Origin of the sequence: Flavobacterium sp. SLB02 (assembly GCF_009664855.1) — a bacterium.
Lineage (GTDB): Bacteria > Bacteroidota > Bacteroidia > Flavobacteriales > Flavobacteriaceae > Flavobacterium.
The window spans coordinates 1,441,930-1,460,040 of sequence record NZ_CP045928.1 but is presented as its reverse complement, the minus strand read 5'-3'; the positions used below and the strand labels follow the sequence as shown (position 1 = coordinate 1,460,040).

Sequence of the window (18,111 nt, the reverse complement as noted above, 5' to 3'; positions counted from 1 at the left end):
TATAGAAAAAACGGGGTTATACTGCCCCGTTTTTTGTTTTTAGATTTGTCCAAATCTGTCTTTATAACGACATAATTCTTCTTCTGTTTTAAGTAGTAATTTTTCTAAAAGCTTTATTTTATCTTCATAAAGCACCTTAAGAGCAGCACTATTATCTGAATTAATTTGAATACTTCCGTTATTGTTTCCTCTAACTTTATTGACATTATTAAAATATCTCTGACTGTCAAAACTAATAACATCCTCTACACTAACTTCGAGAATACGGGCAATTTCGACCAATTTTACATAGGAAAGAATCGTTTTTCCTTTTTCAATTTTACTATAACCTGCCTGTGTAACTCCTAGTTGATCCGCCATATATTCCTGGGTATAATTTTTTAATTCTCTAATGCTTTTGATTTTATTTTTTATCGAAGTGGTCATAATTTTATTTGGGGTATTTTGTATAGCTAAAACTGACCGGTATTAAACTTTTAGTAGTACAGCTATACTATTAGGTTTAATTTCATACTACCACAATAGTAGGTTAGTGTAATAGTGTGTTTTCATTTTTTTTTAGTGGTAATAATAAAACCATATAAAATAGCCGCAGCCATCAAAACTAAATCGTAAGGGGAAATTCCTGATAATAACATGGCTTAATTTTATAGGTTGTTTTTTGTTTTCTGTAATAATCGATTAAAATTCAGAGTTAAGAAATGATCGATCTGTTTTCCTATTACAGAACGATCCATACCATTGATTTTTACTTTGGTTTCTTTTTTATAGATATCTTTGACAATGACATAATATTCAAATTCAATGTCATTGTGAAATCTCAAAATAATAAGAATTGTATATACCAGTAAGGTAGGCCCTATGTAATACAACTCAGATAAATTAGAGAAAACCATGCAATAATACGCTAAGGCTGTTACTGCAATAAAAGCGCAATTTTCAAGAAGATAAGTCTTCTTTTTTTTGAGTAAACCAAGTTCTACAATCTCATTATAGCTGTATTGCCACTGATTTGATCCATACTGAAATTGAACTAGGTCATGAGTAAGTGTAAAGAACATAATAATTGGGGGGATTATTTAAAAAAAATTATGCATTTATTGTAGTAAAGAATTAATAGAAACGGTTAAAACAACGATTTCATTTAATTATTTTAAAACAATATTCATCTTCGCAATATTACGCATTATCTCGTTTTTTTTTCCTACAAACCCTCTTATAGAATATAACTAAAAGTTGTAATTAAATCCAAAATGTAAATTTTTACTTCCAATTAGCTCCCCGCCCTTTACTATTTAGTTTATGAAAACATTTTTCTACTACACCTGTTTTTTAGAATCATACAAAAAAAATAAGGACTATTTCTATCGAAAGAAATAGCCCTTACTGACCAAAATTAATATATAAAATTATTTAATTGCTTTTATGCCCAAATGAGTTGGAATTACTTCTTTAATAGTCCCATCCTGATTAAACTCCAGTTTATCGATGCAAACCTCACGATGAAATCCGCCAGCATCTCCCATTTTTATTCCTGTTGGATATGAAAATCGATGATACACAATATACCACTGGTCTTTGTTTGGAACTTGCAAAACCGAATTATGTCCCGTTGCATAGATTCCCTGACCAGGATTTCCTTGTATGACAATATTGTTCTTAGGAATTTCTATTGGCCCTAAAGGCGATTTAGAAACTCCATATCTTACTTTATAATTTGGGCTTCTGGTATCGTCTTCGCTCCACAAGAAATAATATTGTCCGTTTCTGTAAATAACATACGTTCCTTCTCTATATGTATTGTCTACTTTGATGACTTTTGTAGTTCCTTCTTTAAGCGAAATCATATCGGCATTCAATTCAGCAACGGCCATATATCCATTACCCCAGTAGAGATAACTTTTACCTGTTTTAGGATCTGTAAAAACATCCGGATCGATTTCCTGACCGCCTTTGATACCTTCGGGTCTTGTGCTTATCAGAGCTTTTCCGCTGTCTTTAAAAGGTCCTGTAGGATTCTCTGAGAAAGCTACGCCCACTTTTTGAGCCGCTGTAAAATAATAGAAATATTGGTATTTTCCTTTGATCTTTTTCTCGACAATACAAGGTGCCCAGGCGTTTCTGTTGGCCCAGCTTACATCTTTTCTAAGATCTACAATAATTCCTTCGTCTCTCCAATCGGTTAAATTATCTGATGAAAAGGTTTTAAAATAATTTCCTGACCAGCCATCGAATCCGTCGCTGGTTGGGTAGATATAATATTTCTTAGTTTTATTGGAATACAAAATCTCAGGATCAGCATAATACCCTTCAAGAACCGGGTTATTATTTATTTTTGGAAATTTTTCCGGCATTCCCCATTTGGCAATAAGTTTTTTTAATTCAGAGCGGGTAATAGGTAAAATAGTTCCGTGACGTGGATTAAAATCCATCGAAATATCATTGTCAATTACTGTAAAGTTCTCCAGGTCTTTGGTTTTGGTAAACTGATATTTTCCTTTGGTATATACATCATACATCAGGATATAATCATCAGAATTGTTGAGTTTGAAAACGCTTGACCCCTCAACCCCATCATTAGTTTGTTGCAGATAATTGTCGTTTTCAATCCATTTCCCTGAAGTCAGATCTGTTGTTGTGGCCACTTTTATTCCGGCCTTTCCGCCTTCGGTTTTATAGAAAAGATGGTATACACCGTCTTTCTCGATAATATCTCCGTCGATACAAGCTCTCTGTGATTTTGGTACAAATAACAATTTTGGAGCGCTTTCCAGAGCCGTGAAATCTTTATTGGCATAAGCGTAATAAATTTTATCGGGACCTCCTGCATATTGCAGACTGAAGTAAATCATATATTTTCCTGCTTTAGCATCGTAAATGGTTTGTGGCGCCCAAACACGTTTCAGGTTTTCATTTCCAGGAAAAGTAGTTTGAATATTTACAACATTGCTTTCCCATTTTACAAGATCTGTACTTTTAAGCAAAATCATGGCCCGGTTACTGTCCCAGCCTTTAGACGAAGTCATATCGGTCAAGACCATATAAAATGTTTTACCATCATCGCCACGCAAAATATGCGGATCACGAACCCCGCCAGTTGAACTAATCACTTTACTGTCGATCACCGGTTTGTTATTATTTAAATGATAATAATGATAACCATCGGCACTTATGGCGTATCGTACTGCTTCTTCTTCTACAGAATTCCCTGTAAAATACACAAACAAGTAAGCTGTTAAATCTTTATCAGCAATTACAGGAGGTGTTCCTTTTGGGGTATTCTGGGCTTGTAAGAAATTAAAAATCACTAAAAATAATACAAGGCTAAAATGTGTTTTTTTCATTATCTATTCTGTTTATGTTTTTTCAACTTTTAAAAAATAACTTTAAATAGTCGAAAAATTATTTAGTTTTAATACGAATCACAGTAAATGAATAAGCAGGCAATTCTTTTGAAAAGGCTTCCTTTACTGTTATAGTTTGAGATATTGGTCTGGCGGTTGTGCTCTCAGAATTTCCTGAAAATGTAGTATAACCTGCATTTTCAGTTGTCGCTAAATTCGATACATCTATTGACGGAATCACAGCAACCGGAAGCATATTGACCAACTTTACAATCAAATCTCCCGAAGCATTATCCCGAACCACTGACACGCCAATTCGCTTATGAACTTCATTACTAGCATCTGATAATTTTATTTTATGCTGCAAATAAATATCACCCGGATTCTCTCCGTACAATTTCTGTACAAAATAATTTACTGTGGGTTTTACTTCGTTTCCTGTAAAATAAATCAAATCAGGATTCCATTGTGTGTGTTTCTCACGAGCTAATAAAGGCGCATAAGAAGCCATTGTAACTACATCGCCATTTCGTTCAATAGCAGTAAGATATAGAGCCTCGGCCAAAGCATTGTAAAATTTATTGCCACGAGATGCATATTCTCCCAAATACACTTTTGATTTAGAACGGTCGTAGCTGTCATAAAAATTCTGGTTATTGATAAACCAACCCGGACTTTGATAATAATGTTCGTCTACAATTGGCAGTTTCAAATCATTGGCAATTGCCCATCCTTCGTTATAATCTGTGCCTTCAAAAAAGGGTCCAACAGTACCAATAATGATAATTTCCGGATATTTTTTCTGCACGGCTTTTACAATCATTCTATAACGTTCTTCAAAAACATCACTAATTAAATCTTCATTACCAATACCAACATATTTTAAATTAAAAGCTTTAGGATGCCCTGCTTCAGCACGTTTTTTACCCCAAAGACTTGTTACGGGCCCATTGGCATATTCAATTAAATCCAGAACATCCTGTACGTATTGATCCATGTCCTGCATCGCAATACCAAATTGTTGTCCGGCACCACCGTCAGATGAATTTTGACACGGAACTCCTGCTGCTAAAACCGGAACAGGAAGCGCGCCCAGATCTTCACAAAACTGAAAATATTCAAAATATCCTAATCCAAGTGATTGATGATATCCCCAAATATTACGCATGGGAGTTCGGCTCTCTAAAGGTCCAATAGTATTTTTCCAACGGTAAATATTTCCTATTCCATCGCCATGAGCCACACATCCCCCAGGAAAACGAACAAACTTTGGATGCATATCGGCAATGGTTTGAGCCAAATCAGCACGAAGTCCGTTTTTACGGTTTTTGAAGGTTTTTTCAGGAAAAAGAGACACCATATCAAGGGCAACTTCTCCATCAGAACTAATTTCTAAATGAGCATCGCTTACTGTTTTGGATACTTTTAGCACTGCGCTAATTTTTTTCCACGAAGTATTGGGTTTTAGTGCGGCTTCCGCCAAAGTTTCTCCGCTAGCCCCAATTAGTTTTACCGTAAATTTTGCTCCTTTTGCAAAAACACTGAAATTATATTTTTCATTGGCTTTAAGCGGAATTCCGTCAAAACCTGAATTGCTGATTTTACTCTTTGTAAGTACAGCATAATGCGAATTATTAGGGTGAATTGGATTTTCCTTTTCCAGCTTAAAATTTCCACTCCAAGCCATTGTTTCATTCCAGTTCTTATCGCTGCCTTTTTTATCGTGCAGCGAATATTCAAAATCACGATTCTGGATCAATTCAGCATATAAACCACCATCTGCAGCGTAATTAATATCTTCAAAAAACATTCCCGTAAGCATATTGCTTATTTTTTTAGAATCTTTTGCATCAATGCTAATTTGAGCCCTTACAGGTTTCAGACCAACAAACATTACACTATCACTTTTGGGTGAAGTATTATCTTGTTTGTCCCTAAACTTTGATGATTCCATGTTTTTTATCAGCGAATCCACTAAAGTCCAATCAACTTCAGTAATAGTTCCTTTTTGAGTTTCGCCCTGAAGTGTAATTTCACTAAATCCAGGAGCGTTATTCTCATCAATTATTGCTTTAGAATATGTTTTAAAATCTTTGGTAACACTAGTGTAATTTGCGTTATCTGTCTTCCAATGAATGGTATATTCTCCTTGTTTTTTGCTGACTTTTATGTTTTGAATAATTGATTTTCCTGATTCATTTTTTGTTACATTTTTCATTGCCTGAGTGTAACTTTGTCTTGTCCAATTAATCAAATCTTTACTTGAAGCAGATGCAAAAACATCATCCCGCACTCCCCAAAAACAATGAAAAATTCCGTTATTATCTTCAATTAAAAAAGCTTCAGACATTGATTTACCCTCTGGTCCCCAACTCCCATAATCTGATTTTAAAAAAGAATGTTCAGGACCTACGCCAAACCAGTTTTTCTGATCTGTACTCCAGGCAAAATGAAGTCCGTTTTTTCCATTATTTTTTAATGTGGAGTACGCGAAAAGGTACACCTTACCTGGTTTGTCTTCTTTTGATTTTAAACCAAATGCAAATGAAATAAAAACTGCAAAAAGTACAATCAGAATTCGATGACCCAGTAAAAACTTCTTCATTATTTTTTAGCTTTTAATTGAAAAAGTACTGAGCTATGAGGTTTTAATTCTGCTGAAACTGCCGTAGCTAAAACTGTCGATTTCTCCCCTGTCCATAAATTAACAGCCTGAACCGAACCTGAAATTCCAAGATCTGATAAATTTACCGAAATCGTTTCTGTCGCCGTATCCGAGATATTGAACAACGCCAGATAAACACTTGCATCTTTTGGATTTTTTGAAGTCACCGCTATTTTTGCGTCTTTCTGGAAAAGCTGTTTTACATCGGTACTTTCATTGTGCATTTTTACCACTTCTTTATTGGTTAATAATGATAAAGTGAAAGCGTCGTTACTTGGTAAATCTCCTCCAAAAAACAACGGCGATTTAAAAATATTAAAGAAAGTAATCAAACTATATTGCTCGTCTTTTGTGAGTCGCGACATTCTGTCTTCGCCACGTTCTCCTCTGAGTGAAATACGTCCAAGGGGAATCATATCGCAATCTGGCCATGTTCCCGGCGCAATGTAAGGATACCATTTTTGAGCTACATTCATCAGATGTGTAATGTGTGGCCAGGTGTCCCAAACGTCGTCTACCATTCTCCACATATTGGCGTGAGTGGTTACGTGTGGTGCGGCTTCGATAGGAGTTTCTCCCGGCGAAGTGCTCAATACAATTTTACGTCCGCATTTGTCGATCGCGTTTCTAATCAGGTTGATTTCTCCTTGGTGATACGGTCTTGATAAATCATCAATTTTGATGAAATCAACGCCCCATTGTGCGTACAATTCAAATAATGAATCATAGTACTCCTGTGCTCCCGGCTTGTCTGCAACAACGGTATAATTGTCTCTTAACCATTCGCATTGTAATGCTGTTGAGTAAATCTGATCAGCGGTAATTCCGTTTGTACCTTTGATAGGCAATTTGTCTTCAACGGCTTTTTTAGGAATTCCGCGCATAATGTGAATCCCGAATTTCAATCCTTTTTTATGAATGTAATCTGCCAAAGGTTTAAATCCTTGTCCGTCTTTTGCAGATGGAAAACGATTTAAAGCCGGCAAATATCTTCCGTATTGATCCATTACATAACGTGGATCTGTTTGATTGTATCCTCCTGCTTTGTCATTTTCTACAAACCATCTGATATCAACTACGACATATTCCCAGCCAAATTTTTTCAGGTTTTTTACCATATAATCGGTGTTGGCTTTTACTTCGTGTTCTTCTACTGTCGAACCGTAAGAGTCCCAACTGTTCCAACCCATTGGCGGTGTTTGTGCCCATTGTTTGAATTCCTCTTTTTTGAATGTTGTGCTCTGAGCATTCGATGAAACAGATGCTAAAACAACGCCTATTGCCAAAGCAATTGTATTTTTTATTTTCATTTTAAGCTTGTAAAAATTAATAAATGTAAAACATACACTTCAAATATAATAAAATTTAGTCCTTAAACACAAGAACCTGCCTGTATAAACAGACAGGTTCCTTTTTTATCACAAATTAAAGTGAATTGTAATAAATTTTACTTGTGTTGATTTATTTATTTCTTAGACATTTTGTTAGACTTAACAGGTTTTAAAAACCTGTTAAGTCTTGCCGATTTTATTATTTCACATTAATGGTAACTTCAACGGGTTTTAACCACTGACTTGTAAAGGTTACTTTTATAGGCTGAGCTTCTCCAGTTGCCTGAATGTACGCGGCAATATGACCGTGATATACTCTTTGTACATTATCTGTATAATCAGTCATGTCGCTGTTGTTTCCTGCCTCTAGTCCTAATAAAACTCCAGGTCCGCTAATGGTGCAGGTAACTTCATTATCCGAAAGCATAACCGGCAAACCGTTTTGATCCTTCACCTGAACCATGATTTTAGCAACTCCTTTATCTTTAGAAATTGTGATGTTTTTGTCTGCAATTGTTAACTCTACAGGTTGTTGCGTAGTCGAAATAGCATATCTGCTTACCTCTTTGTCGTCTTTGCTTAAACCAATTGCTTCTAATTTTCCTGAAGCAAATGGAATATCCCAATAGATAATTCCGGTTTTTTCGTCGTAAGCTTTTGCTTCACCCACTACTTTTCCGTTCAGTTCTAAACGTGCTTTGGCTGCATTGGTATACACCACTACGCGAATTTTTTCACCTTGAGTGTAATTCCAAATAGCCCATGCATCTTTAGAAACATCTTTTACATCTTTTAACGGATAAGTTCCGATATATGTCATTGGTTTATCTGACCAAAGTGACTGACGGAAATATCCTCTAGGTTTGATTACTCCTGCAAAATCAACCAATCCTGAGTAAAAACCTCTTGATGGCCATCTTCCTGATTCTCCTAAATAATCAATTCCTGTCCATAAGAATTGTCCAAAGATGTGTTTGTTGTTTTTTACCGCTAACCAAGGTTCCATATCGTGAACATTTTCACTTCCAAAAATAACTCTGTTTGGGTATTTCTCGTGATCCGATTGGTATTTGCTTTCCGTATAATTATATCCTGTAATGTCTAAAGCACCTGGATATTCTGTTTCGTTAGACATTGCAACTCCGGCTAAACCAGCAGTTGTTGGACGTGATTTGTCGTATTTTTTAACCGCAGCTACCAAACGTTTTGCAATTGCTCCAAGGCGCATAGCATCCGGCGCATCTTTTTTGTAACCACCGTAATTGGCTTGTCCGAATCCGTCTTTTCCTTTATCGAGAACCGGGTGAGAATAAGGATCATTTGGATAATCTACCTCATTACCAATACTCCACGCAAAAACCGAAAGGTGGTTTCTGTCACGACGTACAAAATCTTCCAGATCTTTCTCTGCATAGTCTGCAAAAATATCAAAGGTACCTTCGAATCCCGGAGTTCCGTAATTCCATCCTTCCAGCCATTTGCGTTTTGGAAATTCCCATTCGTCGTAAGCTTCGTTTAAAACCAATATTCCTAACTCGTCGCAAAGTTCATAAAAAACAGGCGCTTGCGGATTATGACTGGTACGGATTGCATTTACACCAATTTCTTTTAATGTTTTCAATCTTGTTTCCCAAACTTCTCTTGGTACTGCAGATCCTAAAACTCCCGCGTCGTGGTGCAGACAAACACCTTTCATTTTCATCCATTTTCCGTTTAATGCAAAACCATTATTAGGATCGAATTTGAAATCTCTGAAACCGGTTTTGGTCACCGTTTCATCAATTTGTTTTCCGTCTTTAAAAACAGTGGTTTTAAGTTGATATAGATTCGGATTCTCTAAATCCCATAATTGCGGATTTTTTACATTTATTTTAGTGGAGATTTTTCCGCTTTTATTGGCTGCAATCTCTACTTTGGATGAAGATTTTCCAACCGATTTTCCGTCTTTTGAGATCAGTTCATTTACTACTGTAAGACTTGATTTTGCTGCTGAACCATTTTCTACTTCAACCTCAACATTTAGTGTTCCTGTTCCTTTTTTTACTTCTGGATATGCATAAACGCCCCATTGTGCAATATGGACCTCATTAGAATATACCAACCACACGTCACGATAAATTCCTGAACCTGTGTACCATCTTGAATCGGCACTTTGACTGTGATCTACACGAACCGAAATCGTATTTTCTCCACCATATTTTACATACGCAGTGGCATCATAAGCAAAAGAAATATAACCGTTTGGACGTTTTCCTAATGAATGTCCGTTGATAAAAACTTCGCTTCTGTTGTAAACACCTTCAAAATACAAATAGACTTTTTGGCCCGTTTTACTTTGAGGAATCGTAACTGATTTACGATACCAGCCAATTCCGCCTGGCAAGAAACCGGTACAACTAGCCAATGTTGGGCTCAATTGCCCTTTTACGCTCCAGTCATGAGGAACGTTTACAGATTGCCATTTGCTATCGTTGTAAGCTTGTTTTTGAGCATCCGGGGTATCCTGAAGATTGAATTTCCAGTTGTCATTGATTTTCTTTGAATCTCCAAACGAGATCTGACTGAATGCAGACAAACACGAAAAGAGAAATACGGGAAGTAAGATCTTTTTTGTAAACATTTTTTTTAAGGTGCTAAGTTGCTGAGAATTTGAGGTTCTAAGCTTTTGTTATTTTTAATTATTATTTTTTGTTTCAAGTTTCAGGCTTGAACTAAGACTGTCACTCCGACTCAAAACCTGAAACCTGAAACTTGAAACTTTTTAATATTGTAGCTCCCCCACAAAGGTCACTATCGATTTTGCGGGAATTTCGAGATTGCCGATTTTTTGAGTTGCTGCTCTTTTCAAATTCGAATTTTCTGAGGTTATGTAAGGTGTAAAATCATTGTTTTTCACAGTTCCTTTCGATAAATTGAATTTGTATTTCTGGGCTGATTTTCCAACGTTTACAGCCACTACAATTAGCTTTTTGTTTTCGAGATCTTTGTAAGCGGTTAGCATTACATCGTTTGCTGCTTCGAGATCGTTTTGGTTGGGAACATCGATTCTAAGCATTCCCGGACGTACAAACAAAGAGTAATTTCCTAAAGCCCAAAGTAATTTTGAATCGTGAAATTCTCCGTCATTTTTTACGTAATCCGGCGCTGTTCCTCCGTTGCTTTTTCCGTCATCAAGATAAATCAAACCGTCTTTGTAATCAACACGTGTTAGCGATGTCCACCATTGCCATGAAGCGGCATTGGCAACAGCAATGTCATTGTGAATCAAACGTCCTACAAATAAAGCCGTCTGCATTCCTAAATCTCTTCCTCCGCCTGAACCGCCAGGAATTTCAGCTTCTCCAGGATTCTCTAAAATACAATATTCCGATTGCCAGTATTTTAATCCCGGATTTTCTTTGATCTTGGCGGCAATTAATTTTCTGCTTAAAACCTGTCTTTCAATTGGCCAGGTGGTAAAATAACTATGTCCTAAAATGACGTTTTTTAGATTTGGGAATTTTGAAACGTTTGTTTTTGTTTTTCCAAAGAAATAATCAATTTGCTTGTCGCGGTTTTCCGAATTTACATTTTCGTATAAATAATCGATTTGGGCGGCTTCGGCAATGACTATTTCTGTATTCATTTTATTGGCTTTCAGTTTTTCCGAAAGTGATTTGGTCAAATCGTAAATTTCCTGATTGGTTGCCGGGGTTCCTTCCTGACTGTTGGTGTCGCCATGTTTTGGCATCCATTCCCATTGCGGCTCGTTGATCGGGCTTACATAATCAAATTTGATTGCTTCTTTCTTTTCCAATCCCTGAATACTTTGAACTAGAAAATCGGCAAATTTTGGAATTGCACCATCTTTTAGATTCAGCTTATTCTTTTCAGATGCAAAAGATAATCCGTTTTTGGTCATGTAAACCGGCGCACTATTGGTAAAAATCAGGAATTTTTCCACGCCACGCTTTTTCGCCGCCTGCAGGAACCATCTTTGTCCTTCTTGTTTATTGAAATCGTAAGTGCCATCTGCCTGCAAAAAAGATTCACTTCTTCTCCACTCGTCCGAAACTTTACTTTTTTCGCCTTGCTCTGTACTTCCCGCACCCAGATTAAATCTCCAGATCGAAAGTCCGATTCCTTTTGGATTTCCCTGTGCATCGATTTCTTTGCTAAAAAGTAAATCGGCAATGGCATTCTTTTTTTGTTCCGGCCAATTTTTACCCACAAACTGGCATCTCCAGGCATCAGAGCCTCCAAAACCGTCCATGGTTTGTACTACATTATCAGTGCTAATGGTTACGGTTCGCTGTGCATACGACAGCGAACTCATGACCAATAAAAGCGAGATGTATACTTTTCTCATTTATTCTTTTTGTTTTTTCAACCGCAAAGACGCTAAGTTTTCGCAAGGTTCGCAAAGTTTATATCAGCTTTGCGAACCTTTGCGGTCTTTCTTTGAGCGCTTTGCGGTTAATTTTTTAATCTTATTTATATGTCCCTACATAAGTCACAATTGACTTCGCCGGAATTTCAAAACCAGAAGCTTCAACAGCGGTTCCTTTTTTCAGACTCAAAGTTTCAGAAGTTGTATAAGGTGTCAATTTATTATCTGTTAATGCACCGCCTGAAAGGTTCAGTTTATAGGCTTTCGCCGATTTGCCAACGTTTACTGCTACAACTACTATTTTTTTTGTTGTCGCATCTTTGTATGCAGTTACCATTACACCATTGACCGAAGTGGCATTATCAACACTTGGAATCTGCACTCTGACCATTCCCGGCTTTACGAAGAATGAAAAGTTTCCTAATGCCCAAAGTGTTTTTGCATCTCTGACAAAACCGTCGTTTTTGCAATAATCTGCATTTCCGGCTCCGTTGCTTGAACCATCATCTACGTGAATTAAACCGTCTTTGTAATCTCCGCGGCTAATAGCGGTCCACCATTGCCATGATGAAACACCACCAACGGCAATATCTGTACTGATAATACGAGCTGTCCAAAGTGCAGTCTGGATTCCTAAATCTCTTCCCGGACCTGCTCCGCCTGGTAATTCAGCAGTTCCAGGGCTTTCTAAAACACAATATTCTGATGACCAAAGGCTTAATCCAGGAACTGACTGCGTTCTTGTTGCTGCCAATTGTCTTGAATACACCAACTCTGTCAAAGGCCATGCTTGCCAGTAACTGTGTCCTGAAATGGTCTTTTTTACGTTGGGTAATCCTGCAATATTTTTAGCCGAATTTACTCCGAAGAAATAATCGATCTGGTTTGATCTGTTTTCTTTACCAGAAACCGTTTTGTATAAGTGCTCGTAAGCTGCTGTTTCTCCTACCACAATTTGAGAAGTCAATCCTTTTGATTGTAATTTTGGAGAAAGGACATTTACAAAACTGTAGATATTGGTATTCGTTGCCGGTGAACCTTCTTGTCCTGAACCGTCCCACTCGTATTGTGGCTCATTAAAGGGAGAAATATAATCTATTGTTAAACCGTGTTCTGATTTTAGTTTATCCAAAGAGTTAGTCCAGAAATCAGCTAATTCTGACCATTTTCCATCTTTTAAATTATAAAATTCTTTGATGGATGCGTGCGCTTTTCCGTTTTGTGTTAAATACACCGGAGCACTATTGGTAAAAGCCAGTAATTTCTCTAAGCCACGCTCTTTTGCTGCTTTCATAAACCAAACCTGACCGGCTTGTTTGTTCATGTTATACGTAACTCCATCATTGGTAAAACATTCTGTACGTCTCCATTCATCTGTAATATCACTTGCATCACCTTGCTCAGCACTTCCTGAACCAAGGTTGAAACGCCATAATGATAATCCAATTCCTTTTGGATTTCCCTCTGCATCTAATTCTTTACTGAAAAGTAAATCGGCTATTTTATTTTTTTTATCCGAAGGCCAATTTCTTCCTATAAAATTACATTGCCAAGCATCAGAAGCGCCAAAACTTTCCATTGTTTGAAGATTTGCATCCAGATTGATACTCAACTCTGCTGTAGAATTGTCAGCATCTGAGTTTGTGTTGTTTTCTGAATCGCAGCTTACTAAAAACGAGTTTGCGAAAAGTAAGCCTGCACACAGCAGACTTACTTTATTGTTGTTTATAAATCTCATTTTAGTAATTAGGATTTTGAGTGATTAATCCGCCACTTAAATCAATTTCGATTTGAGGTATTGGCCATAATAAGTGTTTTGCAGGATTAAAATTGATTCCTTTATCCTGAGGTTCTCTTAAATTGGTTGTTTCGTACGGATCTGTAGAATTCAGGTTATACTGAACAAAAGTTCCGTTTGGTCCCATCAAAGATTCGATTACCGGTCTTCCTGTATTTGGATCTTTTTCACGACGAATATCATACAAACGCAATCCTTCGAAAGCCAATTCTAAACGACGCTCTTTGTAGATTTGTCTTAAAAGTGTTGGTCCTGATAATCCTGTTTTTGGATCTAATTTTACACGGGCTCTAATGATGTTGATATCACCTAAAGCATCTCCGCCAGTATGATAGTTAGCTTCTGCTCTTGTAAGATACATTTCGGCCAAACGAATTAGCGGAATATTAAGTGGTAAGTGTCCGTCTTTTTTGTCTAATGCACGACGTGTCGCGATCGGGATGTAATATTTACGAACGATACGTCCTGATTTATTATCGTTTAAACTGAATTTGTGTGTTGGATTCAATACCTCATCTCCGTAAGCAGCTTCTCCCCATTTTGTAATAGTGCTTCTGCGACGAATTACATCATTTTCAGAAAGATAAGCATTCTCTAAATCACTGGTTGGCATACACCATCCCCAACCGTCCAGAACATCTCCTGCATCATTACTCGGAAAGTTTTTCTTGTCTTCACCTCTGGCTCCAGCCAAAGTTGGTAAAGCAGCTCCAAGATTTTTATCCTGAACAGCTGAAGTTTGCGCTTCAAGAATAGATTCAACACCATTATGGTTGTTTACATTCCAGATATTTAAGAAATCAGACTCAAGAGCAAAAGGTCCTTCGGTAATTACTTTGTTTGAATATAATTTGGCTTCAGCCCATTTTTCCTGAAACAACGAAACACGTGCTAGTAAAGCATAAGCAGCCCATTTGTTGATTCTTCCGTTTCTTGCTACCGGAGTTTTATCCAGTTTTGCAGCAGATTCCTTAAGATCGGCTTCAATTTGAGCGTAAACAGCTGCAACAGGACTACGTTGCAGATTAAGATCAGAAGTTCCCAATACTTTTGTATATAAAGGAACTGCTCCATAAAGATTCACCAATTCGTAATAGCAGTAAGCACGAACGAATAAAGATTCTCCCATATATTGATTTTTCTGTGCATCAGGAATTGGCGATGCTGCCATTTTCTCTAACCCAATATTGGCTGATTGAATGGTGTAATAATGAGCGGTATAAGCACCATTCATATCTCCCATATTATCCGGGGTTATCAGGTATTGTGAAGCTGGTCTGTGTGCACTATTATCCTGACCTGTATTCCCCATCCAGGCATCATCAGTAGCCATTTCGTTGGTTACTCTTGGCGCGGTTAGTACCCACCAGTCTTTGGCAAGCAATAAACGTTGTGTAAGTTCATTGGCATAATTCTCACATTCCTGCGCGGTTTGAAAGTAGTTTTCTAAGGTTTGTTTCCCTCTTTCGTCTTTTTCAATAAAATCGCTGCATGAAACTGCAACCAGAGAAAAAGCTAGTATTGATAATATCGTTTTTTTCATGTCGTTTTTTATTAAAATGCTACGTTAAGACCCATCAAAATGGTTGGTTGAACCGGATAGTTCCATCCTCCAAAACCTGATCCTTTTACTCTGTCGCCTTTGTCAGGATCTCCTCCTGCAACTTCAGGATCAACACCATCGTATTTAGTCCATGTCCATAAGTTTTGTCCTGATAATGAGATTCTTAATTTGTCTAAACCAAATTTGTTGTAGAATGAATAACCAATCTGAAGGTTTTTCATGCGCACAAAAGAACCATCTTCAACATACAGAGAAGAGAATTTGGTAAAGTTTTCGTTGTTATCATCTTTTGACAAACGAGGAACACGGTTTGAAGTTCCCTCACCATGCCATGCCATTTGGTCTAATCCGCTTACTTTGTTAGTGAGGCTTGCTCCGTTGTATAAATCCGAAATGTTTTCGTTTACGATTTCGTTTCCAATACTTGAATAAAAGTTGGCCACTAAATCAAATTGTTTGTAAGCAAAATTCAAATTCAGACCTACGTTATAATCTGCCCATGGAGAACCAATTTTTGTACGGTCTTTTTCGTCTATTTTCCCATCACCGTTTACATCTTTAAAACGAACATCTCCCACTTGTGCATACGGCTGTAATTTTGTTCCGTGCTCATCTGTATGAGAATTTAATTGCGTTTGATTTTGAAATAAACCATCGGCTACATATCCGTAAAAGAATCCAGGCTCTTCTCCTTTTATTGTTAGGGTTCTGTTTCCTGATCCGTAAAGTCTTTCTCCTTCAGATGATAATGACAGCATCTCTATGTTTACAGTTGTAAAAGTTACATCAACTCCATAAGAGAAATCTCCTTTTTTATCTTTATAAGAAACCAATAAATCAATACCGCTTGATTGCATAGAACCTACGTTTGACCAGATTCTTGAATTGTCAGGAAAACCACTGTAAGTTGGAAATTGTTTCAGGAACAACATATCCTTGGTTTTCTTTTGATAATATTCTAAAGATCCTGATAGTTTGTTTTTCCATAATCCGAAATCAAGTCCAAAACTCATATCTTCTACTGTTTCCCATTTAATATCTTTATTGGCCATAGATGAGGGGAATGAAGTATCGCCCACTACATCGCCAATAGGATAAAATCCTTGCCCAATGTTTGATTGATAAACCGCTGTTGGCAAACCTTGATTTCCTACTTTACCCCAACCGGCTCTAAATCTTAAATCACTTAAAACATCTTTTGTAGACTCCATAAATCCTTCGTTAAGAATTCTCCATGAAACAGATGCCGATGGGAAATTAGCCCATTTATTGTTCGTCATAAATTTCGAAGATCCGTCACGTCTGAATGTTCCTGTAAAATAATATTTACTGTCATAGTTATACGAGAAACGAGAAATATAAGACATCAAAGAACTTGACCAGCTGTTACCACCACTATTGCGGTTTTTGGTTGCAGCATTTAATTCTCTCATGGCATCAGTATTATTAGGCACGCCTTCTCCGTATCCCCAAAGGTCTTTACCATTGTACTCTTCCATGGTATTGCCCACCATTAAAGAGAAATTATGCTTCTCTGCAAATGCTCTTGAATAGGTAATGGTATTTTGCCATGTCCAGTCAACATTTGTTGTATTCCATCTTTCGATCGTGTTGATCTCTGCTTTTTCGTGTGCAGCATCAATTACGAAATCAGGTGTAAATTTACTTCTTACTTTATCTCCTACTTCTACAGAAGCCTGAGTACGAATTACCAAACCTTTTATTGGCGTATATTGTAAATACCCGTTTGTATTTAAGTTGTACTGATCTGTAAAATCATCATAACGTTTTACAGATGCAACAGGATTCCAAACGTATGAAGGAGAACGTGCAAAAATGCTGTATTCATTTTCTAATCCTGTCAATTGATCTGCCGGTTTGTACACTGGGGTAATAGGATCAATTTTATCAAAATCAGCCCAGTTTCCAGGAGCTCCGTAAGTTTCGTAACGAGGATTTAAAGTAATTCCGGCAGAGAATTTATCAGAGAATTTAAAATCGTTATTGATTCTCATCGTGATTCTTTCCCATCCTCCTACTTCATAAATAGATTCTGAGTTATAGTAGTTTAAACTAATAGCATAGGTATGTTTGTCAGAACCTCCGCTTACTCCCAAAGAAGCATTCGTTACAGGCGCTCCGGACTTAATTCCAGCTTTCCACCAATCAGTCGTTTTTCCTTGGTATTGAGACGGATTTGGCAAATAATCTGCATATCCTGAGTTGTTGTAGGCTTTGTTCATAATAGTAGCATAACCAACAGCATCTGACATATTATAAGGATTGTTCATCATCTGAATCCCTGAACTCATATCAAAATTGAATCTTGTCTGACCGCTTTTACCTTTTTTGGTCGTGATCAGGATAACTCCGTTGGAAGCTCGAGAACCATAAATGGCACTCGCAGAAGCATCTTTTAAAACCTCCATCGATTCAATCTCGTTATTACTTAAAAAGTTGATACTGGTTCCCATCGGGATTCCGTCAACTACATAAAGTGGATCTGTGTTTAAGTTTACCGTAGAGATACCACGAATTAAAACCCTTGGCTGAGCGCCAGGACCACCCTGACCAGTAACCTGGACTCCGGCAACTTTACCCTGCAAAGATTCCGCAACGTTACCCACTGTCATGGTTTGTAATTCTTTTCCTTTTATAGAAGAAATCGAACTGGTAACATCGCTCTTTTTTACCGCGGCGTAACCCACCACAACAATCTCGTCTAAAACCTGACTGGATTCTTCAAGCGTTACATTGAGAACGGTTTGCTCTCCCACCGTGATTGTTTTATTGGCAAAGCCAATGAACGAAAACTCGATCTGGGCATTTTTATTGGGAACAGAAATCGTAAAATTCCCATCAAAATCTGTAGCCGCTGTACTAGCAGTTCCTTTTACCAATAAGTTTACTCCCGGAATGGGCACATTGCCTTTATCCTTAACGCTTCCTTTTACTGTTATTTGACCAAATGTCGCAGCACTGCACAACATGGTGATAAACAACCATATAAATCTATATTTCATATTAAGATATTTTTTAA

10 protein-coding genes are annotated in these 18,111 nt (G+C 37.2%); all 10 read right to left on the bottom strand.

What is annotated here, in order from left to right; translation table 11 throughout:
- Positions 1 to 39: 39 nt before the first annotated feature.
- Positions 40 to 426, bottom strand: coding sequence for a helix-turn-helix transcriptional regulator (locus GIY83_RS05860; protein WP_194616237.1), 387 nt, complete (start codon positions 424 to 426; stop codon positions 40 to 42).
- Positions 427 to 647: 221 nt separating this feature from the next.
- On the bottom strand, positions 648 to 1,061 hold the full coding sequence (locus tag GIY83_RS05855; RefSeq protein ID WP_208685635.1) for a hypothetical protein: 414 nt from the start codon (positions 1,059 to 1,061) through the stop codon (positions 648 to 650).
- Between the two features lie 348 nt (positions 1,062 to 1,409).
- The gene (locus GIY83_RS05850; RefSeq protein WP_208685633.1) at positions 1,410 to 3,344 is read right to left on the bottom strand and encodes a family 43 glycosylhydrolase; all 1,935 of its coding nucleotides are present in this window, start codon (positions 3,342 to 3,344) and stop codon (positions 1,410 to 1,412) included.
- A 58-nt stretch (positions 3,345 to 3,402) separates the two neighbouring features.
- Positions 3,403 to 5,949, bottom strand: coding sequence for an alpha-L-arabinofuranosidase C-terminal domain-containing protein (locus tag GIY83_RS05845; protein ID WP_208685631.1), 2,547 nt, complete (start codon positions 5,947 to 5,949; stop codon positions 3,403 to 3,405).
- Positions 5,949 to 7,319 (bottom strand): glycoside hydrolase family 27 protein, encoded by a 1,371-nt coding sequence (locus GIY83_RS05840; protein WP_208685629.1) that lies wholly within the window; start codon positions 7,317 to 7,319, stop codon positions 5,949 to 5,951. Before GIY83_RS05840 ends, GIY83_RS05845 begins: the two co-directional genes overlap by 1 nt.
- 220 nt (positions 7,320 to 7,539) lie before the next feature.
- Positions 7,540 to 9,960, bottom strand: coding sequence for a sugar-binding domain-containing protein (locus tag GIY83_RS05835; protein WP_208685627.1), 2,421 nt, complete (start codon positions 9,958 to 9,960; stop codon positions 7,540 to 7,542).
- A 141-nt stretch (positions 9,961 to 10,101) separates the two neighbouring features.
- The gene (locus GIY83_RS05830) at positions 10,102 to 11,688 is read right to left on the bottom strand and encodes a glycoside hydrolase (protein WP_208685624.1); all 1,587 of its coding nucleotides are present in this window, start codon (positions 11,686 to 11,688) and stop codon (positions 10,102 to 10,104) included.
- A gap of 121 nt (positions 11,689 to 11,809) precedes the next feature.
- Positions 11,810 to 13,447, bottom strand: coding sequence for a glycoside hydrolase (locus tag GIY83_RS05825; protein ID WP_208685621.1), 1,638 nt, complete (start codon positions 13,445 to 13,447; stop codon positions 11,810 to 11,812).
- A gap of 1 nt (position 13,448) precedes the next feature.
- Positions 13,449 to 15,050 carry a RagB/SusD family nutrient uptake outer membrane protein gene (locus GIY83_RS05820; protein WP_208685619.1) on the bottom strand — a complete coding sequence of 534 codons (1,602 nt, stop codon included), beginning with the start codon at positions 15,048 to 15,050 and terminating at the stop codon, positions 13,449 to 13,451.
- Positions 15,051 to 15,061: 11 nt separating this feature from the next.
- Positions 15,062 to 18,094, bottom strand: a complete 3,033-nt coding sequence (locus tag GIY83_RS05815) for a TonB-dependent receptor (RefSeq protein ID WP_208685616.1) — start codon at positions 18,092 to 18,094, stop codon at positions 15,062 to 15,064.
- Positions 18,095 to 18,111: the final 17 nt, after the last annotated feature.

What these genes read in the sequence shown, in the direction of transcription:
- GIY83_RS05835 (WP_208685627.1), bottom strand. Translation starts at nt 9,960, where the DNA reads ATGTTTACAAAAAAGATCTTACTTCCCGTATTTCTCTTTTCGTGTTTG.
- GIY83_RS05860 (WP_194616237.1), bottom strand. Translation starts at nt 426, where the DNA reads ATGACCACTTCGATAAAAAATAAAATCAAAAGCATTAGAGAATTAAAA.
- GIY83_RS05825 (WP_208685621.1), bottom strand. Translation starts at nt 13,447, where the DNA reads ATGAGATTTATAAACAACAATAAAGTAAGTCTGCTGTGTGCAGGCTTA.
- GIY83_RS05840 (WP_208685629.1), bottom strand. Translation starts at nt 7,319, where the DNA reads ATGAAAATAAAAAATACAATTGCTTTGGCAATAGGCGTTGTTTTAGCA.
- GIY83_RS05850 (WP_208685633.1), bottom strand. Translation starts at nt 3,344, where the DNA reads ATGAAAAAAACACATTTTAGCCTTGTATTATTTTTAGTGATTTTTAAT.
- GIY83_RS05845 (WP_208685631.1), bottom strand. Translation starts at nt 5,949, where the DNA reads ATGAAGAAGTTTTTACTGGGTCATCGAATTCTGATTGTACTTTTTGCA.
- GIY83_RS05820 (WP_208685619.1), bottom strand. Translation starts at nt 15,050, where the DNA reads ATGAAAAAAACGATATTATCAATACTAGCTTTTTCTCTGGTTGCAGTT.
- GIY83_RS05815 (WP_208685616.1), bottom strand. Translation starts at nt 18,094, where the DNA reads ATGAAATATAGATTTATATGGTTGTTTATCACCATGTTGTGCAGTGCT.
- GIY83_RS05830 (WP_208685624.1), bottom strand. Translation starts at nt 11,688, where the DNA reads ATGAGAAAAGTATACATCTCGCTTTTATTGGTCATGAGTTCGCTGTCG.
- GIY83_RS05855 (WP_208685635.1), bottom strand. Translation starts at nt 1,061, where the DNA reads ATGTTCTTTACACTTACTCATGACCTAGTTCAATTTCAGTATGGATCA.